This is a genomic window from Paenibacillus silvestris, from assembly GCF_009882985.1.
Lineage (GTDB): Bacteria > Bacillota > Bacilli > Paenibacillales > NBRC-103111 > Paenibacillus_E > Paenibacillus_E silvestris.
This window is the reverse complement of sequence record NZ_WTUZ01000017.1, coordinates 43,406-68,412: the sequence shown is the minus strand read 5'-3', so window position 1 is coordinate 68,412 and position 25,007 is coordinate 43,406. Positions and strand designations below refer to the sequence as shown.

The 25,007-nt window shown below is 42.8% G+C and carries 26 protein-coding genes and 1 pseudogene; 19 read left to right on the top strand and 8 right to left on the bottom strand.

The features are described 5' to 3' along the window. Nucleotides 1-11 precede the first annotated feature (11 nt). From GQF01_RS14435 to GQF01_RS14410, 6 genes and pseudogenes are all read left to right on the top strand, one after another. Nucleotides 12-917: a carbohydrate ABC transporter permease gene (locus tag GQF01_RS14435; RefSeq protein ID WP_161407515.1), complete on the top strand. Its 906-nt coding sequence runs from the start codon at nt 12-14 to the stop codon at nt 915-917. A 1-nt stretch (nt 918) separates the two neighbouring features. Next, on the top strand, nt 919-1,755 hold the full coding sequence (locus GQF01_RS14430) for a carbohydrate ABC transporter permease (protein ID WP_161407514.1): 837 nt from the start codon (nt 919-921) through the stop codon (nt 1,753-1,755). A 31-nt stretch (nt 1,756-1,786) separates the two neighbouring features. Then, nucleotides 1,787-2,941: a glycoside hydrolase family 88 protein gene (locus tag GQF01_RS14425; protein ID WP_161407550.1), complete on the top strand. Its 1,155-nt coding sequence runs from the start codon at nt 1,787-1,789 to the stop codon at nt 2,939-2,941. Continuing rightward, the gene (locus GQF01_RS14420) at nt 2,942-3,163 is read left to right on the top strand and encodes a GNAT family N-acetyltransferase (RefSeq protein ID WP_161407513.1); all 222 of its coding nucleotides are present in this window, start codon (nt 2,942-2,944) and stop codon (nt 3,161-3,163) included. It abuts the gene before it with no gap. 98 nt (nt 3,164-3,261) lie between these two features. Continuing rightward, nucleotides 3,262-3,759 (top strand): DinB family protein, encoded by a 498-nt coding sequence (locus GQF01_RS14415; protein ID WP_161407512.1) that lies wholly within the window; start codon nt 3,262-3,264, stop codon nt 3,757-3,759. 49 nt (nt 3,760-3,808) lie between these two features. Then, nucleotides 3,809-4,027: pseudogene (locus tag GQF01_RS14410) on the top strand (VOC family protein); the annotation flags it as partial. A gap of 102 nt (nt 4,028-4,129) precedes the next feature. Here the strand turns inward: GQF01_RS14410 and GQF01_RS14405 are convergent. Continuing rightward, a complete protein-coding gene (locus GQF01_RS14405; protein WP_161407511.1) occupies nt 4,130-4,834 on the bottom strand; it encodes an SDR family oxidoreductase in 705 nt (234 codons plus the stop codon). Nucleotides 4,835-5,071: 237 nt separating this feature from the next. On the opposite strand from GQF01_RS14405, the gene GQF01_RS14400 reads away from it, so the two are divergent. Next, nucleotides 5,072-5,635, top strand: coding sequence for an SF0329 family protein (locus GQF01_RS14400; RefSeq protein ID WP_161407510.1), 564 nt, complete (start codon nt 5,072-5,074; stop codon nt 5,633-5,635). A 95-nt stretch (nt 5,636-5,730) separates the two neighbouring features. Here the strand turns inward: GQF01_RS14400 and GQF01_RS14395 are convergent, their stop codons facing one another. Next, nucleotides 5,731-6,207, bottom strand: a complete 477-nt coding sequence (locus tag GQF01_RS14395; RefSeq protein WP_161407509.1) for a GyrI-like domain-containing protein — start codon at nt 6,205-6,207, stop codon at nt 5,731-5,733. 62 nt (nt 6,208-6,269) lie between these two features. Next, complete coding sequence (locus GQF01_RS14390; protein ID WP_161407508.1) at nt 6,270-6,749, bottom strand: hypothetical protein; 480 nt, start codon at nt 6,747-6,749, stop codon at nt 6,270-6,272. Nucleotides 6,750-6,900: 151 nt separating this feature from the next. Here GQF01_RS14390 and GQF01_RS14385 point away from each other — a divergent pair, with 151 nt between their 5' ends. Next, complete coding sequence (locus GQF01_RS14385) at nt 6,901-7,869, top strand: helix-turn-helix transcriptional regulator (RefSeq protein WP_268894358.1); 969 nt, start codon at nt 6,901-6,903, stop codon at nt 7,867-7,869. Between the two features lie 243 nt (nt 7,870-8,112). After that, on the top strand, nt 8,113-9,006 hold the full coding sequence (locus tag GQF01_RS14380) for a LysR family transcriptional regulator (RefSeq protein ID WP_161407506.1): 894 nt from the start codon (nt 8,113-8,115) through the stop codon (nt 9,004-9,006). A gap of 66 nt (nt 9,007-9,072) precedes the next feature. Here the strand turns inward: GQF01_RS14380 and GQF01_RS14375 are convergent, their stop codons facing one another. Further along, complete coding sequence (locus GQF01_RS14375; protein WP_161407505.1) at nt 9,073-10,254, bottom strand: MFS transporter; 1,182 nt, start codon at nt 10,252-10,254, stop codon at nt 9,073-9,075. A gap of 436 nt (nt 10,255-10,690) precedes the next feature. Between GQF01_RS14375 and GQF01_RS14370 the strand changes: the two genes are divergently transcribed. The 7 genes from GQF01_RS14370 (at nt 10,691) to ilvD (ending at nt 17,733) form a co-directional block, all read left to right on the top strand. Continuing rightward, nucleotides 10,691-11,674, top strand: coding sequence for an SDR family NAD(P)-dependent oxidoreductase (locus tag GQF01_RS14370; RefSeq protein WP_161407504.1), 984 nt, complete (start codon nt 10,691-10,693; stop codon nt 11,672-11,674). A gap of 157 nt (nt 11,675-11,831) precedes the next feature. Continuing rightward, entirely contained in the window at nt 11,832-12,221 is a 390-nt protein-coding gene (locus GQF01_RS14365) for a MerR family transcriptional regulator (protein ID WP_161407503.1), read from the top strand. Nucleotides 12,222-12,290: 69 nt separating this feature from the next. Continuing rightward, nucleotides 12,291-13,115, top strand: a complete 825-nt coding sequence (locus GQF01_RS14360; protein ID WP_161407502.1) for an NAD(P)-dependent oxidoreductase — start codon at nt 12,291-12,293, stop codon at nt 13,113-13,115. A gap of 372 nt (nt 13,116-13,487) precedes the next feature. After that, the gene (locus tag GQF01_RS14355; RefSeq protein ID WP_161407501.1) at nt 13,488-14,495 is read left to right on the top strand and encodes an oxidoreductase; all 1,008 of its coding nucleotides are present in this window, start codon (nt 13,488-13,490) and stop codon (nt 14,493-14,495) included. 97 nt (nt 14,496-14,592) lie between these two features. Next, a complete protein-coding gene (locus GQF01_RS14350; protein WP_161407500.1) occupies nt 14,593-15,066 on the top strand; it encodes a cupin domain-containing protein in 474 nt (157 codons plus the stop codon). 262 nt (nt 15,067-15,328) lie between these two features. Further along, nucleotides 15,329-15,838 carry a GNAT family N-acetyltransferase gene (locus GQF01_RS14345; RefSeq protein WP_161407499.1) on the top strand — a complete coding sequence of 170 codons (510 nt, stop codon included), beginning with the start codon at nt 15,329-15,331 and terminating at the stop codon, nt 15,836-15,838. Between the two features lie 206 nt (nt 15,839-16,044). Next, a complete protein-coding gene (ilvD, locus tag GQF01_RS14340) occupies nt 16,045-17,733 on the top strand; it encodes a dihydroxy-acid dehydratase (protein ID WP_161407498.1) in 1,689 nt (562 codons plus the stop codon). Between the two features lie 90 nt (nt 17,734-17,823). Here ilvD and GQF01_RS14335 read toward each other — a convergent pair whose 3' ends face one another. The 3 genes from GQF01_RS14335 to GQF01_RS14325 are packed head-to-tail and all read right to left on the bottom strand — an operon-like array spanning nt 17,824 to nt 21,192. Then, nucleotides 17,824-18,903 (bottom strand): mannose-1-phosphate guanylyltransferase, encoded by a 1,080-nt coding sequence (locus tag GQF01_RS14335; RefSeq protein ID WP_161407497.1) that lies wholly within the window; start codon nt 18,901-18,903, stop codon nt 17,824-17,826. Continuing rightward, nucleotides 18,896-20,002, bottom strand: coding sequence for a glycosyltransferase (locus GQF01_RS14330; protein ID WP_161407496.1), 1,107 nt, complete (start codon nt 20,000-20,002; stop codon nt 18,896-18,898). Before GQF01_RS14330 ends, GQF01_RS14335 begins: the two co-directional genes overlap by 8 nt. Continuing rightward, nucleotides 20,002-21,192: a glycosyltransferase family 4 protein gene (locus GQF01_RS14325; protein ID WP_161407495.1), complete on the bottom strand. Its 1,191-nt coding sequence runs from the start codon at nt 21,190-21,192 to the stop codon at nt 20,002-20,004. Before GQF01_RS14325 ends, GQF01_RS14330 begins: the two co-directional genes overlap by 1 nt. A gap of 208 nt (nt 21,193-21,400) precedes the next feature. Between GQF01_RS14325 and GQF01_RS14320 the strand changes: the two genes are divergently transcribed. The 3 genes from GQF01_RS14320 (at nt 21,401) to GQF01_RS14310 (ending at nt 23,274) form a co-directional block, all read left to right on the top strand. Beyond that, on the top strand, nt 21,401-21,700 hold the full coding sequence (locus GQF01_RS14320; protein WP_328803462.1) for a helix-turn-helix domain-containing protein: 300 nt from the start codon (nt 21,401-21,403) through the stop codon (nt 21,698-21,700). Beyond that, a complete protein-coding gene (locus tag GQF01_RS14315) occupies nt 21,666-22,607 on the top strand; it encodes a DUF1861 family protein (RefSeq protein ID WP_161407493.1) in 942 nt (313 codons plus the stop codon). The genes GQF01_RS14320 and GQF01_RS14315 overlap by 35 nt, the downstream gene beginning before the upstream one ends. A 97-nt stretch (nt 22,608-22,704) precedes the next feature. Next, on the top strand, nt 22,705-23,274 hold the full coding sequence (locus GQF01_RS14310; protein WP_161407492.1) for a 50S ribosomal protein L25: 570 nt from the start codon (nt 22,705-22,707) through the stop codon (nt 23,272-23,274). Between the two features lie 193 nt (nt 23,275-23,467). Here the strand turns inward: GQF01_RS14310 and GQF01_RS14305 are convergent, their stop codons facing one another. Next, nucleotides 23,468-24,787, bottom strand: a complete 1,320-nt coding sequence (locus GQF01_RS14305; protein ID WP_161407491.1) for an MFS transporter — start codon at nt 24,785-24,787, stop codon at nt 23,468-23,470. Nucleotides 24,788-25,007 lie beyond the last annotated feature (220 nt).

Here is a 25,007-nt window from a genome sequence, read left to right as displayed (position 1 = left end):
AGCGTGAGAGAATGGCAACTACCCTACAACAAGTGAAGAAAAAGAAGACGTGGATTTCCTATACTGTATTGTTTTTGTTACCAGCTTTTATTTTATACACCATGTTCGTTATTGTTCCTACTTTCGGTAGTGTGTATCTTAGTTTTACTTCTTGGGATGGCATAAGTAATGAAATCCGTTACATTGGTTTCGATAATTTTGTAGAAATGTGGCATAGTGATCGCGTACATAACGCCCTTAAAAATACACTCATTCTTTCCATCGTATTGGTCGTCTTAGAAAATGCAGTTGCTTTAGCTCTTGCGATGTTAGTTGATCAAGTGAAATGGCTTAGAAACCTATTTAGAAGCGTGTTTTATTTACCAGTTTTGCTAAGCGGTATCGTGCTGGGCTTCGTATGGACCATTATTTTGAACTATAACTTCGGTGTGCTTACGCAAATTCTTGATAAGTTAAAATTAACATCTTTAAAGCTTGATTGGCTTGGAAATCCAAATTATGCACTCATTTCTATCATCATATTTACGATATGGAAGGCATCTGGCTACTATATGATCATTTATTTAGCTGGTCTGCAAGGGATCCCGCCAGAGTTGAGCGAAGCGGCAAGTATGGATGGCGCGAACCGCTGGATGCAATTCAGGCATATCACTTTCCCTCTTCTTGCAGGAGCCTTTACGGTTTGTATGATGCTATCGATGATTGGATCTTTGAAAATATTCGATCAAATTGCCGTTATGACCGATGGTGGTCCTGGATTTTCAACAGAGACATTGACTTACATCATCTATAAAGTAGGTTTTGGTGAACTCAGACAGGGTTATGGAACGGCACTATCGCTTGTCCTATTCCTTCTAATCCTCCTATTATCGGTTATTCAAATTAAGGTACTACGCAATAGGGAGGTTCAGATGTAACATGCAAATTAACAAAAAACTGAACGGGCTAGATCTACTCCTCTTTGCAGTCACGTTCATCATCGCAGTCATTTTCTTTTTCCCTATTTATTTTACACTCATCTCGGCCTTCAAAAGCAATGGAGAGATCTTGCGGGATGCGATCGCATTTCCAACCAGCATCTATGTTGAAAGCTTTAAGTACTTATTAACAAAAACTGATTTTCCTCGTGCTATGTTGAACAGTATTTTATTAACTTTCGTTTCAATTGTAGGCATGATTGGGATCATCCCAATGGCAGCATATGCAATCGAACGAGCGAATAAGATGTGGACCTATCTTGTTTATGTTTACTTTTTAGCTGGAATGATGATTCCATTCCAAGTGTATATGATTCCTTTGTTCAAGGAGATGAAATTACTAGGTTTATATGGTAGTTTGGGGTCTCCCATTCTCATCTATGTATCTGGTTCCGTTGGTTTTGGATGCCTATTGTATACCAGTTTCTTAAAAGGGATTCCCCGTGAGATTGAAGAAGCAGCAGAAATCGATGGCTGCTCCAAGTACGGCATATTTTGGAGAATTGTATTCCCACTTTTAGGGCCATGTACAGCTAGTATGGTGGTGCTTCAAGGTCTCGGTATTTGGAATGACTTCTTAATGCCAAGTCTAGTACTTCCATCTGATAAGCCCAAAACGATGATAGTTGAGATATTTGGTTTTGTAGGTGAATATGCGTCCAGGTGGGATATGGTGTTTGCGGGTACGGCCATGTCTATCGTACCAGTTCTCATTGCTTTTATCGCGCTGCAAAAATATTTCATTAAAGGAGTCGCAGCGGGAGCGACAAAAGGTTGATATTATACGGTAGAAAGTGGGCATGAAACATATGTTAACAGGTCAAGATCAAGTTTGGTTAAACGAAGTCATTGATAAAATTTCAACAAAAATGGACTGGGTAAGTGAAAAATCGAAATATAAAATTCCCTTCACGACCATTAATGGTACACATGACAACCGGATCGTGGATAATCCTTCTGGTACGGTAACCGATGAAATTAATTGGTGGACGAACGGCTTTTGGGGCGGCATGATGTGGCTGATGTACCATGAAACCGGCAACGAGAAATATAGAGAAATTGCGCAAATTTCCGAAAAAGAATTAGATCGTTGCTTTGAAGAGTTTTACGGCTTGCATCATGATGTTGGATTTATGTGGCTGCCAACCAGTGTTGCGAATTATAAAGTGACGCAGAATCCAGAGTCGCGCAAAAGGGCGCTGCATGCCGCTAATTTACTAGCTGGTCGATTTAATTTGGCAGGCGGGTTTATACGCGCTTGGAACGATATAGATCATACGGATACCCGCGGATGGGCCATTATTGATTGCATGTTTAATATTCCATTGTTGTACTGGGCCTCGGAAGAAACTGGCGACCCCCGATTCAAACAAATCGCGATGAAGCATGCCGATACGGGGATGACAGCATTTGTTCGCCAAGATGGGTCTGTCAATCACATCGTAGAATTCGACCCTTTTGATGGCGGCATTGTACGGACGTATGGGGGTCAAGGCTACGAAGAAGGGTCATCTTGGACGAGGGGGCAGACCTGGGCGTTGTATGGATACATGATGAGCTATATGCATACGCACAAGGATGACTACCTGCAAACTGCGAAGCGGATAGCGAATTATTTTATCGCGAACATTCCTGCCGATGGTGTGATTCCGGTTGATTTCAGACAGCCCAAAGAACCGAAGCGTGAGGATGATACAGCTGCAGCGATTGCGGCTTGCGGTCTGATAGAAATTGCGAAAGTCGTAGGCGAGCATGAAAAGAATTTGTATCTGGAAGCGGCGTTAAAACTGCTACGAACACTGGATAGCACTAGAAGTGATTGGACAACGAATGATGATTGTATCATTAAATACGGTTCAGGATCCTATCACTCGGCGAACCATCATCATGCGATAATTTATGGCGATTACTATTTCATGGAAGCTATTTTCAAGCTTAAAGGGAACGATTTATATCTCTGGTAAATGGTTAGAAGGGTAATGGAGCACGAGCGAATGATTCAAAATACCGGAGCTTGGGTGATCGATCATACCTACGTGGATCCGCGCTTCCGTGGTCGTCAACTGGGTAAACAGCTGTTGGATAGAGTCGTCCGCGATGCTCGCGACAATGGGCGCACAATCATTTCTTCCTGTCATATAAAAAGGGTCGCGTCCAATAGGATGCGGGCCTTGTCATTTAAATAGCCTGGGGTTTGACCAGGCGTAAATCTTCCAGACAGGAACACTAACAATATATGGTAGTATATAATGGAGTACATTTACATTAGGAGGAGTGGAAATCTATGGTGAAACAACTGATTGTCGGAGACGCCATGCATGAACTGACCACCACGCGCCGCATCTTGGAGTGCTTGCCCGAAGAGCATATGTCCTGGAAGCCGCACGTGAAATCTATGACGTTGGGTGAGTTGGCTACGCACCTTATCAACCTGCTGAATTGGCAAATTGCGATTTTTCAATACCCGGAATTCGATCTTTCAACCGTGCCTCTTAGGAGGGAAGCTTTGGAAAGACGCGAAGACATGCTGGGGGAATTCGACGCGAATATCGTCAAGCTTGAAAAACTGTTAGCCGGATGCGACGAGAAGACGCTTAGCGAGGAGTGGACTTTGCGGAATGGCGACCATATTATCCTACGCCAACCTCGGGGTATTGCGCTTCGTACCTTCGGATTAAGCCATATGGTCCACCACCGTGCGCAACTTGGGGTTTATTTGCGGCTTCTTGATATTCCGGTGCCCGGCTTCTATGGGCCTACGGCCGATGAGCAAGTCAAATAAAAGTAGAAGAAGATACATACATAAAAGATGAGTTATAGTGAAAGGAGTTATGTGTTTTGACAGTTCTGTCAAACATCAGTTCGCTTTCACTCCATCTTTTTCAATTTTCCTTACTTGTAGTACGGAAGAAGAACTTGATATTCTGTATGAGAAGCTCAGTGAAGGTGGAAAAGCACTTATGCCGCTAAATGATTATGGGTTCAGTAGAAAATTTGGTTGGTTAAATGACCGCTTCGGAGTTTCTTGGCAACTCAATCTCCCTAGATAAAAAGACCAGTGGTTGATAAATTGCAAATTTATTCTTATAGTCCCAATGTAAAAAGCAAGCAAATGTCAATTGGCAAATGCTTGCTTTTGTGTTCCACGGCGATTATTTAGTAAACAATTGAGGGTATACCGCGTGTACACCACCTGACAATTTCTGCAGTAGTTTTCTACTAGTTTCATCAACCACAATTTCATAGCTGCCCGTTTCAATGCCATCGATGGCAAGCTTCGCAATTTCAGCTGGGTTCACTTTTGGGGCTTGAATATTTGCGGTCATATCAGTATCCATAAATCCTACATGCAGACCGGAAACATGGATTTTCTTTGGAGCCAGGGTCAATCGGAACGAATTCGTCAAGCTCCATTGAGCGGATTTACCCGCTGAGTACGCGCTAGCACCACCCATGCTGAACCAAGAAAGAACTGATAAAATATTGAGGATTGCTCCACCGCCGTTTTTCTCTAGAATGGGAGCAAAAGCTCGTATCATCGATAGTGTGCCAAAGAAATGCGTGTTCATCTCCAGATGAATACTGTCCATATCACCGTCCAAAAGATCGGCACCAGTACTTGAACCTGCGTTATTTATGAGTAAAGTTACATCACTAGCAATCTCGGCTGCGGCAGCAACTGACTTTTCGTTCGTAATATCTAGTCGTAGAGGGGTCACCCCCGGAAGATCTATGGATTCGGGAGTTCTGGCACCTGCATAAACCTTAGCTCCTCTTGAAAGCAGTTCTTGTGCAAGATGACGACCTAGACCTCGATTAGCACCTGTTACAAGGGCAACTTGTTTGGAAATATCCATTGTCATTTCTCCTCACATTCATATCTTCTTGAGTGCAATCATTCTTCAAATCCAGCAGCAGTTTTACCACTACATATGTTTTCACACAAATTAAGCATTTATTCTCACGTTTTCTTGCGATAATTTGAGTTAAGAAGTGGCTTATTCTTTATTGAAATAGTATATTATTTGGAAGGTGCTGATCCGGGATGTCAAAAGAACTACTTCGTAATCGGGGAAACATCATAGGAGGATGAAATGGCCTGGAGCAAATTGAAACAACAGCTGGAGAGTTTTCTCAGTCCTGCGCTACATGGAAGGGTCGAATACCTTTCAACCAGCTACCGCTATTTACCCGATAAAGCAGGACTTTGTTATATGGCGGCAGATAAAAAGAAAGTATTCAATATGAGTGATTCCTTAATCAGATGGTATCAGACGGAGTTAGAAATTAAGAATGATTCAGATATTCAGATTCCTATCAGCAATGATGAAATTGAAGCGGTCAGAAAAGATACCAAAGGGAGTGTTCCAGAGGATCGTTTAAAAGTAATAGCAAGAAGTAGAAAAATATCGGAGCATGCAAAGGAGCTTATGTCAGCCCAAGCATCATTAAGTAAATCCAATTTTAGCGTGATTGCTACTAAGTTTTTATCCACTTCTATAGAGGAAAGCATAGAGAGTAATGATATCTTATTGAATATTCTAGCTCTGGTTGACAGACGAGTTGGAAAAAAACGAATTCTAAACATGACCGAGAAGATGAAGTTAAAGCATCCAATTGTTCAGTATTTTTTTGAACTACGTCTTCGTACATTATGAAAATAAATAGCTCATTCACATCCAAGTGGAAGGTTAAAATACGAAAGAAACAGGCAGCCGACTTAATGACGGCTGCCTGTTCTACTATAGAATCCTTATTTTTTTACCACTGGTACCCAAAATTCACCGTAGAAAGTGCCGTCGCCATTATCTTTACGATAAGTGGCATTTGGACCTCCGATGTAAGCATAATCAGTGATTTGGGATAAGACTTCACCAAAAGCACGGTAAGTCAGCTGATCAAATAAAGTTTCCTTATCACCATTTCCTGCGACCACGATGTACTCGCTATCTGGAAACTCGATAAAGCGCGTTGCGTCAGTCACTGATTTACCAGCTTCTACTGCGAAATAATTCCACGGTTTTCCTTGATAAACCTCATTGACTGACCATTCACGATCATCTTTTGCAGCGTCTTTAAGCTTAGTAAAACGCCCATCTGACTTGAGTTTGTCCCAAAACTCGTTTTTCTCTTTTTGCATAGCTGGCATGTCTTGAAAATTCGATTGGATCGAGAATCCATAAGCCGTTAATGTGAATGATTTTTTGTGTTCAAGCGTATAATTTGTCATTTGAATGCTCCTTTTAAGTAGTATAACTTCTGGTTTTTAGATTTAGTCAAATGGGATAAGGATTAGTTTGCGACTTTATCTGCACGAAGCCACATTTCGCCGTAGCATTCACCTGATTCATTTGCTTTAACGAACGTTGAATTACCAGGACCAACATATTTGTAATCTGTAATTTCTTGCATCAGGCCTCCGAAGACCTTGCCTGTAATTTCGTCAGCAAGGCGGTTTTGATCAGCGCCAGTCCCAGGCACGACAATGTAATCGCCAGCGAGGAAATCAAGTACGACCGTGCCTTCCACGTTGAACTCTCCCATTACGCCGAAGCCGCGCCATGGCTTGCCGTCGAGGATGTAGTTGATTTGATATTCTTGCTCGTCAGCGAGAGCCAGAAGTTCAGCAAGCTTGCCGTTTTCAGTGATTTCAGCTTTTTTCTCTGCCGTTTTTGCCGCATTACCTCCCCAGTCGTTGTAGTCATCAAATGAAACACCGAAAGCAGTCATTTTGTAGTTTTCTGAGATTGTTTTGATAGAGTAGTTTGTCATTTGTATTCTCCTTTGTGGGATATATTCTTTACAAGACTGATTCTATAAGCCAAATGTATCAAAAAATGATACTGTTTATTGAAAAATGAAAATTCAACTTGTAATCGGTCATTGCTGACATTTTCTGCTACATTTTTGTTATAATAAAATCATGAAAAAAACAGAACGAGTGAACCTGATCATGCGGTACATCAACAACCGCGCGCATTTTACGATTGCTGAGATTCAGAGAGAGTTCAAGATTTCCCGAGCGACGGCGATCCGTGACATCAACGAGATTCAGGAGATGGGCTTTCCATTGACGTCCGAGCCTGGACGAGGTGGCGGTTATTTTGTTATGAAAAATCAATATCTGCCCGCCGCCCGCTTCACGCCAGAAGAGTTGAAGGCGATTTTTATCAGTTTTATCGCCTCGAAGAATTCGCAGCTACCTTATCTGCAAAATCGTCGATCCATCACTGAAAAACTAATCGGCATTGCGTCGCAAACGCAGCAAGACGAGCTGATCGAGCTGAATAATATCTTGCTTTTCGAAAATACCAACCCAGCGAATCCAAATCTCTTGGAGCTCGACGATGCGGCGCCTGCGGAGCTGAACCAGCTGATTTCGCTTGCTGTGCGGGATAAACATTTGCGCGTGACTTATGAACTGAGTCTTGGCTGGCCGCAGTTGCTGGACGTTTTTTTGCTGCATATATTTAACTCGAACGCTCAGTGGCTTGTCGAGGTTTATGATTTTGATACGGATGAGTTTCGTTATTTACCTGTTGCGATGCTGCGGGATTCGGTAATTTCTGAGCAGGAGATGAAGTGGACTGAACTAGAGATCTTAAACATGAAACTGCTTCGTGCACGTGAATCCAATCTTGTTGTGAAACTAGATACAGTTGGGATTCAGCGCTTTAAGCGAATGCACCCGCCTGGGATCATTCTGTCCTTAACCGGGATGTTTCAGTCGAGCGGGGTTTTCAATGTTCAGTTGGATGTGACCGATGCTGAGACGCTTGCTTATTATGCGGATTGGCTGTTGTTTTTGGGGAAAGGGGTCGAATATAAGCGGATTCCTGATGAGCTGCGTTTGCTACTGGAAGAGCGGTTAGTCGCTTTAAGATTTTGTTGAGACGAAAGAGCGAGAATCCGAAGAAACTGGATATACTATAAATATCCGCCATTATGGCGGCTTTTTTTATTTTTCGGAACATACTCTTGTCATTTCTCAAAGTCAATAGATTGGGAAGATAGAGATGTCGAACGAACGATAGGGACAAGGTGAGTTTTCTGATATACTGAAAATGTATAGAATAACACGATAATGTAGTAACAAGTCCACTAATAAAAATTGATACTAGAATGGAGGATTCCATTGGACATCCAATATTTTATTACTTTTCGTGAAGTTTCACGCTGTCAAAGCTTAACACGAGCTGCTGAGCGTCTTGGATATGCGCAATCAACGGTCAGTATTCAAATTCAAACGTTAGAGAAACATTACAATTTAAAGTTATTTGATCGGACCAATAAATTTAAACTGACCGAATCCGGTTTGCAACTGCTTCAGTTCGCGGATTCGATCGTCAATGCTTACTTCGACGCGGAAGAGCATTTCAACAAGGAGCCAGAAACAAACCCTGCAATAGGAGCAATAGAAGCCTTATCGACTTATTTTTTGCCCCCCTATTATCAAGCTTATCATAGAAAATATATGGATCGAAACCTATCATTTTATCCTAGTAACGAGCTTGATGTGATCCGGAAGATGAAGCAGAATGAACTCGATATGGGTCTCATTCTCAGTCCTTATTTTTCTGATCCAGAGCTGAAAACGATACAAATTCGTGAGGAAAAGCTTGTCATTGTTTGCCAGCCGGAACATCCATTGAGTGGGGAGAGAAATCTTCATATTTCGGTATTGCAGAACAGTTCCTTCATACTGACCGAGAAAGATTGTGCATACCGCACAGCGCTGGAAAGAATACTGGATGAGCACGATATTTCTTATCAAATTGTTACGGAGATGGGCAGCATTGAGTGCGTTAAACAGTGTGTCATGTATGGCATGGGGCTTGCTTTGGTCCCATTGATCGCGGTTCAAGAACAGATTGCCAAGAATCAGTTATCGTTCTTTACTTTGAAGGATGAGCTTCTTCCATCTTTTTATACACAAATTATTCTGCACAAAAACAAACGGGTATCGTCATCCCTTCAAGAATTCGTAGATATTTTATCTACTCACCCAAATCAAGCAGTAAGCGCCTAAACATTAATAAAGGCGATCGCGTTTCCCTAAGGGATATAAGCGCGATCGCCTTCAACATTTATTGCGTTATTCTGCTTGACTGACTAGGTTACGGCTATTGACTCTCCATGTAACCGTAAGAAGGATGAGTAGCGAAGCGAACGAGAACGCTCCCAGCCACATCGCGCCGGTTACATTGGTCATATCAACTGCCAAACCGCCTATTAAAGCTCCCAAGCTGACAGCCAACTGATAAATACCTACATAGACCGGAGTTATTGCTTCTACAGCATTCCGGGCTTTTGAAAGAACCAATAGCTGCAGGCCCAAAGGAGCCATTCCCCAGGCGATAGCCCAAATAATGAAAGCAATGATTGAAATAACAACGTTATGTCCAAACAGTGAAATACCCAGTAATGGAAGAAGGGTTAACACTACTGTTAACACTATCAATCCCTTGATGCTGCGTCCGGCTATGAAGCCAGCGGCAAAATTGCTTATGAAGGAAACAATCCCGTAGACTAGTAGTATTGCACTGAGCAGATTCGGGCCCATTCCAGTCACTTGCTGGAAAAAGGGTGTGATATACGTGTATGCTGCAAATTGACCACCCACAAAGAGAATCGCAATGACAAATACCGCTCTAACTTCCTTCATCTTTAGCAGCTTCAAGTAATCCTTACCAAGCACCCCTTGTTCCATCGGAATTCTCGGAAGCAGAATGAGTTGGATGATAAAAACAGCAATCCCAAGTATGCATCCTATCGTGAAAGCGATTCTCAAATCAAAATGTGCGGCTATAAAAGACGCTAATGGAACACTTAAAACCGTGCCAATCCCAAATCCTCCTAGAACAATCGAGATTGCTTTTGCTACTTTCTCTTGCGGAACTAACTTTGCTTGAGCAGGCAGAGACACAGCCCAGAATCCTCCAACACTTATCCCAAGGATGATTCGCGCAATGACTAGCATGAAGAAATGGGTTGTAATCATCGAAAGTACCCCAGATAGAATAAGCAGCAATGACAGTCCGAGAAACACGATCCGCCGATCCAGACGTCCGATAGTGATCGTAGCAATAGGGCCCGCAATGGCCGCTAGGATAGAAGTGGACGTCACTGTAATTCCGGCAGTACCTTCCGAAACATCAAAGCTTCGGCTAATTTCAAAAAGTAGACCAACTGGCAAAAACTCAGTAAGAGAAATTGAGAAAGCACCTAATGCAATTGCAATAATAGCAAACCATGGATTTCGATTCGTAATACCCAATGTCAAACATCTCCCTGTTAAATATTTTTCATCTATGAAATCAGAAACCGTGATTTATGTTATAAACATATAGGGATCACCGATGATCACCTCCAGTGCGAATGAATATGTAACATTACAGATGAGATTTACAATATAGCATAATTTGTTCGTTGCAATTCCCTATACATTTTGATGATAATGTTTGTGATTTTCGATGGACTGCCAATAGCTGGCAGCCTTTGTTTCATCTTAAGACGAATCACTCATCATCTAAGTGGTAAGAATAATTCTGAGCAAGTCTTCTATCATTTAACGAAGCTCAAGCGAGTTTCTGGCAACAATTTTGAACCCGCTCGATGGGCTTGTTTAAATATGAGCCAATTTATCTGGATCGGGCTGTTAGGGTGGTCGGCGGATTTTTATATCAAAACCATAAATAAGGAGACTTATTACCATGACATCAGCCCAAAAACCTTTAGATTCGGCATTCGGGTCTCAAACAACCGCCCAAGAAGCACTTGGTGGCCGCGACCTCCGAGGAAAAGTTGCGATAGTAACAGGGGGGCACGGAGGTATCGGATTAGAAACAACGCGAGTTCTGTCCAATGCAGGAGCCACCGTCATCGTTGGTGCACGTGATATTAATAAGGCACAAGACAAGCTTTCGGCAATGAAAAACGTCAGGATTATTCAGCTCGACCTGGCCTATCCTAAATCCGTTGATCAGTTCGCCGCCGAGTTTTTGAAGTCTGACCAAGCGCTTGATATCCTTATAAATAACGCAGGTGTTGCAAACCCGCAGGTGATTAAAGACGATCGCGGATTCGATACCCAGTTCGCGACGAATTATTTAGGGCATTTTCAACTGACGACTAGGCTATGGGAAGCATTAATAAAATCCGGAAATTCCCGAGTAATTACACTTTCATCGATTAGTCACATGGTAGGGCCTATCGATTTCAGCGATTTGAATTTCACTAAGAGGCCGTATAACAAGGACATCTCCTACGGAGAATCGAAGACTGCATGCTCACTCTTCGCGGTCGAACTTGATAAACGAGGCAAAGAACATGGGATTCGCGGGTTTGCCGTCAATCCCGGTGCTATTCTCACCGGTTTGACTCGTCACATGACTGATGAGGAATTAGCTGCTTGGGGTGTACGAAGGGGAGAAAATGGTGAATTCATTTCTCCGGCAGGCTTCAAAACCGTCGAGCAAGGCGCTGCCACGACTATTTGGTGTGCAGTGAGTCCGCTGTTAGAGGGAAAAGGCGGAGTTTACTGTGAGAACTGTGACATCGCGGCTATTGTTCCTCCGGACAGCAAGCTTATGACTGGTGTACGTGAATGGGCCATCGACCAATCAGCGGCCGAAAAGCTTTGGACTGTTAGCGAAGATCTTTTGCGACTTGGGTCAATCCTGGAACTCTCCAAATAAATGTGATCGACAGCCAAAGAGGTCACTAAGGGTAGCATCAATTTGTCGACAGAAATTGAAGCAATGAACATGATCTCGGGCTAGTCGCTTCTTTACAATCTCAATTTAGGATGATATTCTATGAACACGACGTTAACGTTATGTTTAGGAGCGAGTTATGAAAGAAAGCATGCGCATAGGTGATTTAACCCAACGAGCCGGGGTAACTCACCGCACGGTTCGATATTATGAGAGTATAGGACTGATCCCATCTGGAGAGAGAGAAGGCAACGGCCAACACTACTATACAGAAGAAACGGTTGCTCGCCTGCGAAAAATTGACCAATTAAAGAAGCTTGGACTCAGCCTAGAGGAAATAAGAGACATTATTGATCTCTATTTCTATGACCAAAGTGGTGTACAACCTAAACAGAAAGTCCTCACTATCCTGCGGCAGCATCTCGCAGAGGCTGACCAGAAGATCGAGGGGTTACAGCAATTTCGTGCTGATATAAAGGCCAATATCGAACGCTTCGAGCAATGGTTTAAGGAAAGAGAGCAGCACTAATTTTTTTTATGACAAACATGACGTTAACGTTATGTTTGTCAATAATCTTTAATAGGAGAGGTTAAAGTTATGAAAGAAACCATCGGATTCATCGGACTTGGCAATTTAGGGTTACCTATGGCTAGCAATCTCTTAAATACTGGTTATGATCTCACGGTGTACAATCGAACTGCAAGTAAAGCCGCACCACTAGTTGCTCAAGGGGCCTGTCTGGCGTCCCGGCCAGTTGATGCTGTAACGGCTGGAGGAATTGTCGTCACGATATTATGGGACGATGAATCTGTGGAAAGCATCGTCAAGAGCGATGGCTTCTTAGAGCAGTTGGGATCCGAAGGTATTCATATTTCTATGAGTACGTTATCGCCGGATACATCAAGGAAGCTTGCAGTTCTTCACGGAGAGCATGGCAGTATCCTGGTGGAAGCTCCGATCTTCGGAGTGCCACAGGCAGCAGTCGGCCGTGAACTCTCTATCCCAATGGCAGGAGCGCAGAAGGCCAAAGAACGCATTCGACCAATTCTGGAGGCGATGGGAGGATTGAATATATACGACTTTGGTGAGGAAGTAGGGGCGGCAAATCAAGTTAAACTTGTTGGAAACTTCATGATTGCTTCAGCTGTCTATACAATTAGAGAAGCCCTCACGATGGTCGAGAAGAACGGGGGCGATCCCAAAGCTGTGATTGATATGCTAACTCAAACTCTCTTTAATGCTCCTATCTATAAGAGATATGGACAAATGGTTGTCGATAAAGAATCTCATCTCTTCACACAGAACAAGATCCCGTTGAAGGATGTGGGTATCTTCAAAAAAACGTCACAACAAGTGGACTCTCCCGTTCCTATTTCGAGTCTATTGCATAACCTTTTGAGCTGCGAGCAAGAACAAAACTAACATCAAAATCCGGTGCGCGTACATGAGATGATATTCACTTTCATTAAACAATGGCAGCCAACAGATTTTATTACATTCATAACTTTATAAATACCGCGGCAGCTGATCAGGGATCAGCTGCCGTTTTTATTTATGTAATAATTATACACTTTACAAACTTTGTCTAGTTGTTTATTGTAGACACATAGACATTTTACATTAAACGTCTAAATATCAAACGAGGAGCCCTGGAGTGATGATCACAGCATAAAACAAAAAAAGTTAAGCAAGGGTTGTAAATATATTGAGTGGACATTGAGGTTCTGATCCAATAAATAGGTAGCAAACGCGAGACAAGACATTTAATATACTAACCTTTGAAGGAGAAGTTAAATGACAACAAAACAAACACCAATTGGCTCTGGCTTTGGAGCTTCTGTGACAGCTGCAGATGTTATTAAAGGTATTGATCTTTCCGGCAAAATTGCCATCGTCACCGGAGGTTATTCCGGACTCGGTCTCGAGACTGTGCGTGTGCTGCGTTCAGCTGGCGCCAAAGTCATAGTTCCGACACGTGATCGCAACAAAGCCGAGACCGCACTTGCGGACATCGAAGGCATTGAAATTGAAGTGATGGACTTGCTTGATCCTACCTCGATCGATGCCTTTGCAGAGAATTTTCTTGCCTCTGGCCAGCCGCTACACATGCTAGTAAACAGTGCAGGCATTATGGCATCTCCTCTGTCACGCGATTCGAGAGGCTATGAATCGCAATTCGCGACGAATCATCTTGGCCATTTCCAGCTTGTCGCCCGGCTTTGGCCTGCATTGCGTAAGGCGACTGGTGCGCGGGTGGTTTCAGTTTCGTCCTGGGGACATCATTTTTCACCTGTCGTGTTTGATGACCCTAACTTCGAACGACGTGACTATGATCGCTGGGGAGCCTATGGCCAGTCGAAGACAGCCAACATTCTCTTCGCGGTTGCGCTAGACAAACGTGGTCAGGCCGATGGCGTGCGCGCCTTTTCCCTTCATCCGGGCAGCATCGTTGGCACCGGTCTTGAAAAACATCTTTCGCAGGAGGAGCTGCTTGCCGCTGGCGTCATTGATGAGAACGGGCAGCCAGTCCTCGACCCGACGAAGAACCTCAAGACGGTAGGGCAAGGGGCTGCAACCAGCGTATGGTGTGCGACGAACCCACAGCTTGAAAATATGGGTGGCGTCTATTGCGAGAACTGCGATATCGTAGTTCTTGGACAGGACGCTGAGTCCGAATTTCAGTTGGATAACAATTCAACATTAACGGACTCCGGCGTGATGTCATATGCGGTAGATCCCGAGGCAGCCGATCGACTCTGGAGCCTTAGTGAACAATTGATAGGTTTAAAGTTTGCAATATAAAAAGAAAATGCGAAGGCAGCAGAACGCTCGTGACTAGCATTTATTAGAATATCTCATGCTTGTAGAAAAAAACGGATGGACTAAAGGAGAATATAAAATGGAGCATACAAATAAAGCCGTAACCGGGGCAGCCGTTACTTTCGCGAAGGATCTCGAATGGTTCGACACGATGCCAGGCGAACAAATGGCCATCCGCATCCACAGCAATCAAGTTGGGGGAGCGATAACTGTCATCGAAGCGCGCGTACCTGCTTTGATTGGCCCACCGAAGCATATTCATAAGGAACGTGAAGAGGTTTTCGAGATTCTTGAAGGTACTTTCCGTTTCCAATGCGGAGAGGAGGAATTTGAGGCTACTCCCGGAACGAGCGTCGTGGTTCCTCGTGGCGTACCTCATGCGTGGGCTAACGTCGGATCCGAAATGGGGCGTATCCTTTTCACCTTCGCACCCGGCGGTATTGACGATTTCTTCCCCGAGATCAGCAGACATTCACTTGAGGAAATTGGGCGACTGGCGGAGCAGAATGACACACTGATTATTGGGCCTCCAATTCTTCAGCAATCCAAATAACCTTTGAACTTCATATCATAATTTTAAACAAAGAGAAACGGGACAGTTCAGGATTCAATCTGAACTGTCCCGTTATTTATTGTGAAGACTTGTACGTACGGTGGTGCAAGAAGACGGAGGCTAGCCACCCCTTTTGCTAAATCACGCTAACGGGCATAGTTCAATTCATAACTAAATTATAACTTCCATTTTTATACTATTTCCTTCATCATTATTAGATACATATAGAAATTAAAATGAAACCTTGAAATGGAGATTAGGTATGAAAATTGAAGTTCAACAATTATCTCTAAACGATTGTAAGGAAAAGTATGACATGCTACAAACCATTAGGAATAACGAAAATGGCTTTTATAATCCCGTATTTGAAATGTCGTACAAAGAGTATCTTCTGTGGCTTCAAAGGGAAGACGATTATTCAAAAGGAAATCATCTACCTGAAAGTTGGATTCCTCAGACAACTTTCTTCTTATTTATTGATGACGAGCCTATTGGCATAGGAAGAATTAGACACAAGTCTAGCAAGTATTTAGAAAGCATAGGTGTTGGTAACTTGGGATATGCAATTAGTGAACTGCACCGCGGTAAGGGTTACGGGAACATTCTATTTCGCGAATTATTAAAGAAATGTATCTCGTTTGGTTATGACCAAATAAAGTTATTCCCATACAAAAACAATATTCCAACAGTTAACATCATGCTCAAAAATGGCGGACAGATAACTGATTCTTTTGATGACGAAAAGTATATAGTAGTAATACCCACGACATAGGAAACTAGACCGAGTTAATCACAGATTGAATTTATATTACCGCAACGATGCCATGATCCCATGGTGAATTTAATGTTTTTCAATGGATAGACTGTTTGCATGCATGTGAGGTTATAATCTTATCGATTAAAGGGAATAAATGGCAAGGTCTTGTAGCCTATGCATGAACTGTATGCCCTAATCTAATAGTGAAAGGATCGATATGAATGTCATCTCATAAAGATTTAAGAATTCGAAGTAAAGTTATAAGTGAAGGAGTCAATCGGGTCCCTAATCGCGCTATGCTAAGGGCAGTAGGTTTTCAAGATGAGGATTTCAAGAAGCCGATGATTGGTGTAGCGAGTACGTGGAGTGAAGTAACCCCATGCAACATGCATATTGATTCATTGGCGCTTGCAGCGAAAAAGGGCATTCAGCTTCATGGTGGCGCTCCTCTGATTTTTAACACCATTACGGTTTCAGATGGAATTTCGATGGGACATGACGGGATGCTGTACTCCTTACCAAGTCGTGAAGTTATTGCAGACTCCATTGAAATTGTTACGAACGCAGAGCGCTTCGATGCGCTTGTTGCTGTTGGCGGATGCGATAAAAATACTCCTGCATGTTTAATGGCCATTGGGCGAATGAATTTACCCGCGGTATATGTATACGGCGGAACAATTCAGCCTGGGAAGCTAGATGGTAAAGACGTAGACATTGTTAGTGCTTTCGAAGCAGTAGGTTTGTATCATGATGGTAAAATAAATGATGAGGAGCTTCACAGGGTTGAGTGCAACGCTTGTCCTGGGGCCGGAGCTTGCGGAGGGATGTATACAGCTAACACAATGGCATCTGCTGCAGAAGCTTTAGGCATGAGTCTTCCTGGATCATCCTCCACATCAGCGGTATCGCCGCTAAAAGCACTGGAATGCGAAGAAGCCGGTAAGCAGGTACTCGAGCTACTTGAGAAGGGGATCTATCCGCGTGATATTATGACAAAGAAAGCATTTGAGAATGCGATTACACTTGTAATGGCATTGGGGGGCTCAACGAACGCTTTCCTACATTTAATTGCGATTGCACACTCTGTTCAAGTGGATTTAACCTATGATGATTTCGAACGTATTCGTGAAAAAGTGCCACACATTGCAGATCTTAAGCCGAGTGGAAGGTACGTCATGCAGGATCTAAGTGATATTGGCGGCGTTCCCGGCGTGATGAAGCTTCTTCTTGAACAAGGTCTTCTTCATGGTGAATGTTTGACGATCACTGGTAAAACGTTAGCAGAGAATTTAGCAGCATCAGAACCGTTGCATGAGAATCAAGACATCATACGTCCGTTCAATAATCCTTTGAAAACGAGTGGACCGTTGGTCGTTCTCAAGGGCAATTTGGCTCCAGAGGGCGCAATTGCCAAAATGTCTGGGATGAAAAAATCTCGCTTCACTGGCCCTGCACGCGTATATGATAGCGAAGCCGAGGCTACGGAAGCGATCTTACAAAACCAGATCCGTAAAGGAGATGTGCTAGTTATTAGGTACTGCGGACCGAAAGGTGGACCGGGCATGCCGGAAATGCTTTCAGTTACCGCTTTAATAGTCGGGAAAGGGTTTGGTGGAGATGTTGCGCTCATAACGGATGGTAGATTTTCAGGCGGTTCACATGGTTTTGTAGTCGGTCATGTTGCGCCGGAAGCGCAAGTAGGAGGACCAATTGCATTTCTGCAAGAGGGAGACAACATTACCATCGATAGTGAAACACAAGAAATTTCCTTTGAAGTTTCAGAAGAAGAGTTTACGAAGCGTAAGAATGAATGGGTTCAGCCACAATTGAAATTTACGACAGGTGTTCTCAGTAAATACGCAAGATTAGTTTCATCTGCATCCAAAGGGGCTGTTACAGACTTATTCTAAGTTGTGTTTAGAAGAAACCAGGGTAGAGCAATATGAAATAGATGTTAACAAAAACCCTTACCACGGTGGTAAGGGTTTTAAATTCAAGAGTTAGATATACTCAGTCATTCCTTTTTCCTTCAATAGATCAACGATATCCTTAACAGATTGCGCTTTGTCTTTGGGACATATCAAAAGTGCATCTCCAGTATCCGCTATGATGAAGCCATCTACACCAATTGTTGTGATTAGCCTACCATTTCCGTATATGATTGAATTTCGTGTATCTATGCCCATATGATTGGCTTTAATAATATTTCCCGATGGATCCGGCGGGAAGATCGCGCCGAGCGCGTCCCAGCTGCCGATATCATTCCAGCCAAATTGGCCAGACAGAACAACGACTTCATCCGAGCGCTCAAGGATTCCGTAATCAATCGAAATATTTTGAAGCGTGGGATAAATGTTATTAATAACTTCCTCTTCCTGATTTGTGCCCAAATAATCGCTGATCGGCAGCATTGTCTTATACAGCCGAGGCAAGTATCGCTTGAAATTATCAATAATGACGGAAGTTTTCCAAATGAATATTCCGCTATTCCATAAATAATTACCTAATGAAAGATAGCCTTGCGCTTTCTGAAAGTTCGGTTTTTCTACAAATTCAGCTACTTCGTATACAGCAACAGGATTTGAAGAAATAGGTTCTTTATCAAAGGCGATATAACCGTACCCGGTCGATGGAAATGTCGGCTTAATTCCAATGGTAACGATTTTGTCTGTCTTCATTGCAACTGTACAGGCTTCGTCTAAGGTAAGCCGAAATTGTTGTTCATCGGTAATATAATGATCAGAAGGCAAGACGACCATTAAGGAATTACCGTGTGATTTTTCTATGGATAACGCCGCGAAAAGTATGCTTGCAGCTGTGTTTCTGGCAACGGGCTCGATCAAAATGTTGCTTTTCGAAACACTGCTATGCATAATGCTCTCGAGCAGAACTGCTTGAGAGCGGTTCGTAACAATAACGGTATTTTCTTGTGGGATAATGCCTTTGAATCGTTCGATTGTATCATTCAGCATAATGTCATTTCCACTAATGTTTAGAAGCTGCTTAGGAATCTCCTGTCTAGAGAGCGGCCAGAAGCGAGTTCCGCCCCCACCAGCGAGGATGGTAGCAAATTTATTCATGATGCATCACTAAATGGGCAATGGAGAAGGAAATAATACTCTCAGAACCTTGATTAAGGTTCAGCCCTGTGGCATGGATGCCATCGTAACAAGCTCCGGTTTGAGGGTCAATGAGAGAGAGGTTTAATGAATTATGGCCTAAATACCATTCATAGCATAAGGCTGCTATCTTCAAATAAGCGGGATCATGGAGCACAATTGCGGCCTCTTTACAAGCAAGTAGCATTTCACAGGCCTCAATGGGCTGTTCGTCGTAGAGAGCGGCCGGATCACCTCGCAACTGCCAGCCATGGCTGCCAATCGGCTTATAATAACCTTCCTTAGTAAAGGTTTTGGATACTAGAAAATCCAGGCTTTCCTTAGCAGTTTCCTTTAAACTAATTGTTTTTGAGATATATGACGCTTTTAAAAGTGCCCATGGCAGCATGGAGTTTCCGTAGGTAAGACTATCTTCAAACCAATTCCAATCGTTACCCTTATTGTGAACATATTGATTATGAAGTCGGACCGCTATTTTTTCAATCACATCAATGATGAATGCTCTTGGTAGAAAAGCTTTTTCTTCTGCGGTACTTGGTATATGGAGATAGGGGAAGGAGTAAGTTAAGGCATCAGGGGTTTCTAGTAAATAACTTAGACCGATAATCGCATAGGCTCCAGCACGGGGAGAACCTAGCTGCTCAATATGCGGTAATGCCTGATTGATTAAATATCGGCAGGTATTAAGTACATTATCAGGCAGACAAGAAGCATGGGCGATCGCGAATCCTAATGCCCAAAGTGTGCGTCCTTGACAATCCTCAGAGCCACTATCCTCTGTAAATGAACGATTGTAATCCATGAAGTTTCTAAAGTATCCATCGGTATTCTGTGCATGGTGGATAAAGGAAACATAAGTATAAATGAGATCTAATGAGATGGAATCTCTTTGCTTACTGTACAATAAAACGGCTGCTATTAATGCTCGTGCGTTATCATCCGTCGTATATCCTTTCGACCGATCAGGTACTCCAAACTTAGTATGTTGAAAAATGCCTGTATCATCCGTTAACGTACGCATGTATTCGGCCTTAAACTGCAGTTTCGTTTGCACTTGCATTAAATCACTCCTAAGTGTTTTATTGTAGTTGACTCTGAATCTTGTATTATTTCTTGAAAGATGTCGGCATACGTTTTGGCAATTTCGTTCCAAAGCATGGTTTTTCCCAGTTCGAGCGTACGATTTTCCATTTCCGTTATTCTAGCAGGATTATTCAGTAATAGAAGGATGCAAGCTTCCAAGGAGACTGAATCGCGGAAATTAGCCAGTAAGCCTCTGCCATTCGCCAGCATTTCCTCGGCATATCGGTAAGGTGTAGAGACAATAACCCTTCCATAACCGACTCCGTACGCCAACGTTCCGCTAACAGCTTGATCCTTTCCTAAATAAGGAGTCAAATAAATGTCTGACATGACTAAGGATTGAATAACTTCATCCTGCGTTAGAAGCTTGTCGACGAAGCGAACGTTACGCGTTAAATCAAATTCGTCCACAAGATCCATCAATTTTTGTCTGTATACTTCGCCCGTTTCTTGTTTAACGACCGGATGTGTTTTCCCCCAAACCATGTAGAGAGAATCCGGATGCTGTTCGACCACTCCGCGCATGGCCTCAATGCTGTATTCAATTCCTTTGCCTGGGCTTAAAAAGCCAAAGGTGGATAAAATTTTCCGATCTGCAAAGCCATATTGCTCTTTAAGCTCTGATCTCGATCCGGTTTGGACATGGGGCACACCATGGTGAATGAATGAGATTTTGGCGGCATCAACGCCATAAATGGAGGTTAAATCGGTTACTGTAGATTGCGCCATCGTGACAGCTTTAACACTTAGCTCTGCAACTCGATTCATGATGTGCCGCTGCTTGGTAGATGGTGTTGTTAACACAGTATGAAAAATGACGACAAAAGGTATAGCCAATCTCTCGACGAATGGAATCAAATATTCACCGCTTACTCCGCCGTAAATACCGAATTCATGCTGAATAACGAGGAGATCAACATCTGATGTGTTAAGATAATCGGCTGTTTCTATATAATCCGACAGTTTGTGTTGATCAATTTCCCTTATCACTTGGTCTTCATAGTTGTAAGTTTCCTTGTTATTGATTGCAATGATACTAGGCTTGTTAAAACCTTTGATGTGCTGTAGTTCATCTAATAAATCTTGTGTAAACGTAGCTATACCGCATTCTCTCGGCAGGCTAGTACTTAAAAAAACGATATTCCGATTGCTGTTTGTATACTTCATATAATGAGCCTCCATGTTGGATCGCGATTTCTGGAACACAAAAAAAAGAATATAAAGATAGATCTTTAATTCTTTTTGGGAATGGGGTATTTTATTTTCAGAAAATTCAAAAATTATTTCCTGCTATCACTATAACATGACCATTTTTTCTTGTCAATTTATTGACTCACCCTTGCTTACCCTATATATTAAAGATGGAGGTGTATGTGTGACAGTCATACGCAGTAAACTAAAAGAAGTTATGGAAAATCACGATCCCAAATTATCTATTCGTAAGCTCGCTAAAGAGATTAACTATCATTTTGATTCCGTTCGGCGTATGTATAAGGATGAGATGGTACAGTATCCTAGGGATTTATTACTAAAGCTTTGTCTGTATTTTAATGTCCAACCTGGACAGCTCATTGGCATCGAAATGGATGTAGAAAGTGATTGGAAGATAGATACATCGATGCATTATCAGGAGGACAGCAATGACAAGGAAATCGAGAACAACAGAGAGCTGTAAACAGCTTCTGGAAACCTTTTTTGCTAACCCTAGATTAACAAAAGTGCAGAAACTAACCTTCTCTGGGGTCGGAAATCGCGATGTCTACAATATAACGGCCCCATTTCAGTACGACGGGGAGGAAGTTATCCTAGGAAGAGTTGAGGAACGGGATAGTGAGTTCTCTCAAGTCTTCTTTTTTACGTGCAAAAACCAGGTTTGGAGTCCCCGAATACATACACACACCTATAACTTGCAAGATCCATGTATGACCATTATCAAAGGTGAATTGATAGTTGGCGGAGTTGAAGTCATCACGGCTGCTGATAATCCGAGTAAAATTGTGTCGTGGGTAACCCAATTTTATCGTGGTTTTCAAATTGATTCATTATGTCACTTCTCATCTGGACCTGGTACGATGAAGGATATTCGTCTAATTGAACTTAACGATGGTAGAGTTGGTGTCTTTACTAGACCACAGGGAGAACGTGGTGGGAGAGGGCAAATCGGGTTTACAATCATTAACTCGCTGGAGGAGCTCAATGAGCAAACTTTCATTAATGCGGAAATTCTACGAGAACAATTTGTCTCTGAAGAATGGGGCGGTGCGAACGAAGCCCATTTACTGGGGAATGGTCATGTAGGTGTTCTGGGACATGTAGCCTGCTTTGATACAGTGGGAAACAAACATTATTATTCCATGGTCTTTTCGCTAAACCCCGAGACCTGTGAGAAGACACCAATGAAAATTATTGCAGTTAGAAGTGATTTTCCAAGAGGTCCTGGCAAACGGCATGATCTTGAAGATGTTATTTTTAGCGGTGGGCTTATACGGCTGAGCAATGGGCGAGCCGTACTTTCTGTTGGCGTTAGTGATGCAGAGGCTTATCAGATTGAGATCCCTGATCCATTTATGGAGTATGAATAGTAACGAGTGCGTTCCATCAAAATTTGACTAGATTTTATGGTCATGTTATAATCGCTTTGACAAGAATTTATGGTCAAAGAGAGCGGGAAACAAACAAATGAGTAAATTTATTCAATTGAACAAGCGCACTGGTGAAACAAAGTCTCAAATCAATCAAGCAAGAAAACAGGGACGCATCCCAGCTGTGTTATATGGGATTGGTAAAGATACTTTATCAGTAGAAGTAAATGAAAAAGAAATGCTGGATATTTTGAGAAAAAATCCGCGAGCTATTCTGCAAGGAAATACATCCGATGAAAAAGTAATTCCAGTCGTCGTTCAGAGCGTTCAAAGGGATGCTATGTCTGGCAATCTGCTGCATATCGACTTTCATCATGTAAATATGTCTGAAATCATGGACAGCAAAGTGACCATTCAGTTTTCTGGAGAGGCCATTGGCATTAAATCTGGCGGGGTTCTGCAAATTGAAATGTATGAAGTAGAGGTTCGTTGTATGCCAGGTAATTTGCCTACTTCGATGGAAGTGGATATTAGTGGCCTTGATGTTGGCGACAAACTTATCGTTTCCGACCTGATTTTCAAGGATGGTATTGAAGTGCTGACGGATCCGAATACGGTTATGATTCAAATCAAAACCGTGCATGAGGAAGTCGAAGCTACTGCCTAGACGCAACCATTCAAACATTAAATATAGATAGAATAGTTAAAAATCCCCTTAAGCTGGGTAGTGTCTAGGTTCATGGATTCATGAACTAAGACACCTCATCTTGCAAGGGGATTTTTTACTTTTTTTGCTTTTCATTTTTAAGAATTAGACAAAACTCTTGCAACTCGATTGATATTTCAAACGAAAAATTTAATTATTTTCTCTTTATTATTGAGTCGTTCTCGGCTTCGATTTGAGAGACTTTTGAAGATTCACCCATCCGCCAGTAGACGATGAAACTAATAGCAATACAGACAGCTACATAAAAGTAGAAAAGCGACTCTGACCCAATGCTCTTGAACAATAATGCAATGAATTCTGCAGTCCCACCGAATACCGCGACGGTGACGCCATAAGGAAAACCTACTCCAAGAGCACGGACTTCAGTCGGGAAGAGTTCGGCTTTAACGATCGCATTGATAGAAGTATAACCTGTGACAATAATGAGACCCGCCAGCATGAGAAAAAAAGCACCGATAGGATTCTTTGTATTCTCCAGGATCATAAACAATGGCACGGTAAGCAACGTTCCGAGAATCCCGAACCAGATTAATAACGGGCGTCGTCCGATCCGGTCAGACAGCATGCCAGCAAGTGGCTGAAGTCCGACAAATACGAGCAGGGCAATAAAGTTGATCCAAGAGACGACTTCCTTATTGAGTCCTACCGTATTTACCATGTACTTCTGTAAATAGGTCGTGTAAGTATAGAAGGCGACCGTCCCACCTAAGGTTAGTCCAATTACTGTAAGCACCGCCTTGGGGTATTTCATCAGGGCGCGAACCGTTCCAGCTCTAGACCGGCTTTTGGAATCCATCTTCGAGAATTGCTCCGATTCGTCCATCGAGCGCCGGAGCCATAGTACAGCTAAAGCTCCTAGAGCACCAATGACAAAGGGAATACGCCAGCCCCAAGACTTCATATCAGGTTCACTGAGCATTAGCTGTAGGATGATTTGAACTCCTAATGCCACCAGCTGACCAGCAATTAGTGTGACATACTGGAAGCTCGAGTAGAAGCCGCGGCGGCCACTACTGGCCATTTCGGATAAGTATGTTGCTGAGGTTCCATACTCTCCACCAAGCGACAGCCCTTGGAGGAGACGAGCTAAAACCAGAATAATAGGAGCCAGGACGCCAATGCTGCCATAACTCGGGGTGAAAGCAATAATGAGGGAACCACTGGCCATGACAGTAATGGAAAGCGTTAGTGCTGCACGCCGGCCATGGCGATCCGCGTAGCGGCCAAGAAGCAAGCTCCCTATTGGACGCATTAAAAAACCAACTGCGAAGATCGCTGCTGTGTTTAATAGTTGGCTGGTCGGACTTCCCTTGGGAAAGAACTGGGACGAGAAGTACACTGCAAAAGCCGTATAGACATACCAGTCGTACCATTCGATGAGATTTCCAACTGAACCTTTGAAGATGTTAGCTGTAATTCTCCGCGACTTTTCACGTTCAATGGATTGAGTCATTGTGTTATCCTCCTCCACTATTGTTAATCCAACATTGGATTCACCATGAAATTAAGTTTCTCTTCATGGTAGTAAGGTCATTATAACAAGGTTTCGCTCGAATGGAAGCGCTTTAAACTAACATGTAAGATTATCATCCTAAGATGTAATAGATGCATCCTGAAATAAAAGATCAATGAAGAAGTTGGAATCCTACTGGATACCGACAGTCGGACGTCTC

Coding starts and splice junctions, on each gene's coding strand:
- GQF01_RS14435 (WP_161407515.1), top strand. CDS start 12: ATGGCAACTACCCTACAACAAGTGAAGAAAAAGAAGACGTGGATTTCC.
- GQF01_RS14430 (WP_161407514.1), top strand. CDS start 919: ATGCAAATTAACAAAAAACTGAACGGGCTAGATCTACTCCTCTTTGCA.
- GQF01_RS14425 (WP_161407550.1), top strand. CDS start 1,787: ATGTTAACAGGTCAAGATCAAGTTTGGTTAAACGAAGTCATTGATAAA.
- GQF01_RS14420 (WP_161407513.1), top strand. CDS start 2,942: ATGGTTAGAAGGGTAATGGAGCACGAGCGAATGATTCAAAATACCGGA.
- GQF01_RS14415 (WP_161407512.1), top strand. CDS start 3,262: ATGGTGAAACAACTGATTGTCGGAGACGCCATGCATGAACTGACCACC.
- GQF01_RS14405 (WP_161407511.1), bottom strand. CDS start 4,834: ATGGATATTTCCAAACAAGTTGCCCTTGTAACAGGTGCTAATCGAGGT.
- GQF01_RS14400 (WP_161407510.1), top strand. CDS start 5,072: ATGGCCTGGAGCAAATTGAAACAACAGCTGGAGAGTTTTCTCAGTCCT.
- GQF01_RS14395 (WP_161407509.1), bottom strand. CDS start 6,207: ATGACAAATTATACGCTTGAACACAAAAAATCATTCACATTAACGGCT.
- GQF01_RS14390 (WP_161407508.1), bottom strand. CDS start 6,749: ATGACAAACTACTCTATCAAAACAATCTCAGAAAACTACAAAATGACT.
- GQF01_RS14385 (WP_268894358.1), top strand. CDS start 6,901: ATGAAAAAAACAGAACGAGTGAACCTGATCATGCGGTACATCAACAAC.
- GQF01_RS14370 (WP_161407504.1), top strand. CDS start 10,691: ATGACATCAGCCCAAAAACCTTTAGATTCGGCATTCGGGTCTCAAACA.
- GQF01_RS14365 (WP_161407503.1), top strand. CDS start 11,832: ATGAAAGAAAGCATGCGCATAGGTGATTTAACCCAACGAGCCGGGGTA.
- GQF01_RS14360 (WP_161407502.1), top strand. CDS start 12,291: ATGAAAGAAACCATCGGATTCATCGGACTTGGCAATTTAGGGTTACCT.
- GQF01_RS14355 (WP_161407501.1), top strand. CDS start 13,488: ATGACAACAAAACAAACACCAATTGGCTCTGGCTTTGGAGCTTCTGTG.
- GQF01_RS14350 (WP_161407500.1), top strand. CDS start 14,593: ATGGAGCATACAAATAAAGCCGTAACCGGGGCAGCCGTTACTTTCGCG.
- GQF01_RS14345 (WP_161407499.1), top strand. CDS start 15,329: ATGAAAATTGAAGTTCAACAATTATCTCTAAACGATTGTAAGGAAAAG.
- ilvD (WP_161407498.1), top strand. CDS start 16,045: ATGTCATCTCATAAAGATTTAAGAATTCGAAGTAAAGTTATAAGTGAA.
- GQF01_RS14335 (WP_161407497.1), bottom strand. CDS start 18,903: ATGAATAAATTTGCTACCATCCTCGCTGGTGGGGGCGGAACTCGCTTC.
- GQF01_RS14330 (WP_161407496.1), bottom strand. CDS start 20,002: ATGCAAGTGCAAACGAAACTGCAGTTTAAGGCCGAATACATGCGTACG.
- GQF01_RS14325 (WP_161407495.1), bottom strand. CDS start 21,192: ATGAAGTATACAAACAGCAATCGGAATATCGTTTTTTTAAGTACTAGC.
- GQF01_RS14315 (WP_161407493.1), top strand. CDS start 21,666: ATGACAAGGAAATCGAGAACAACAGAGAGCTGTAAACAGCTTCTGGAA.
- GQF01_RS14310 (WP_161407492.1), top strand. CDS start 22,705: ATGAGTAAATTTATTCAATTGAACAAGCGCACTGGTGAAACAAAGTCT.
- GQF01_RS14305 (WP_161407491.1), bottom strand. CDS start 24,787: ATGACTCAATCCATTGAACGTGAAAAGTCGCGGAGAATTACAGCTAAC.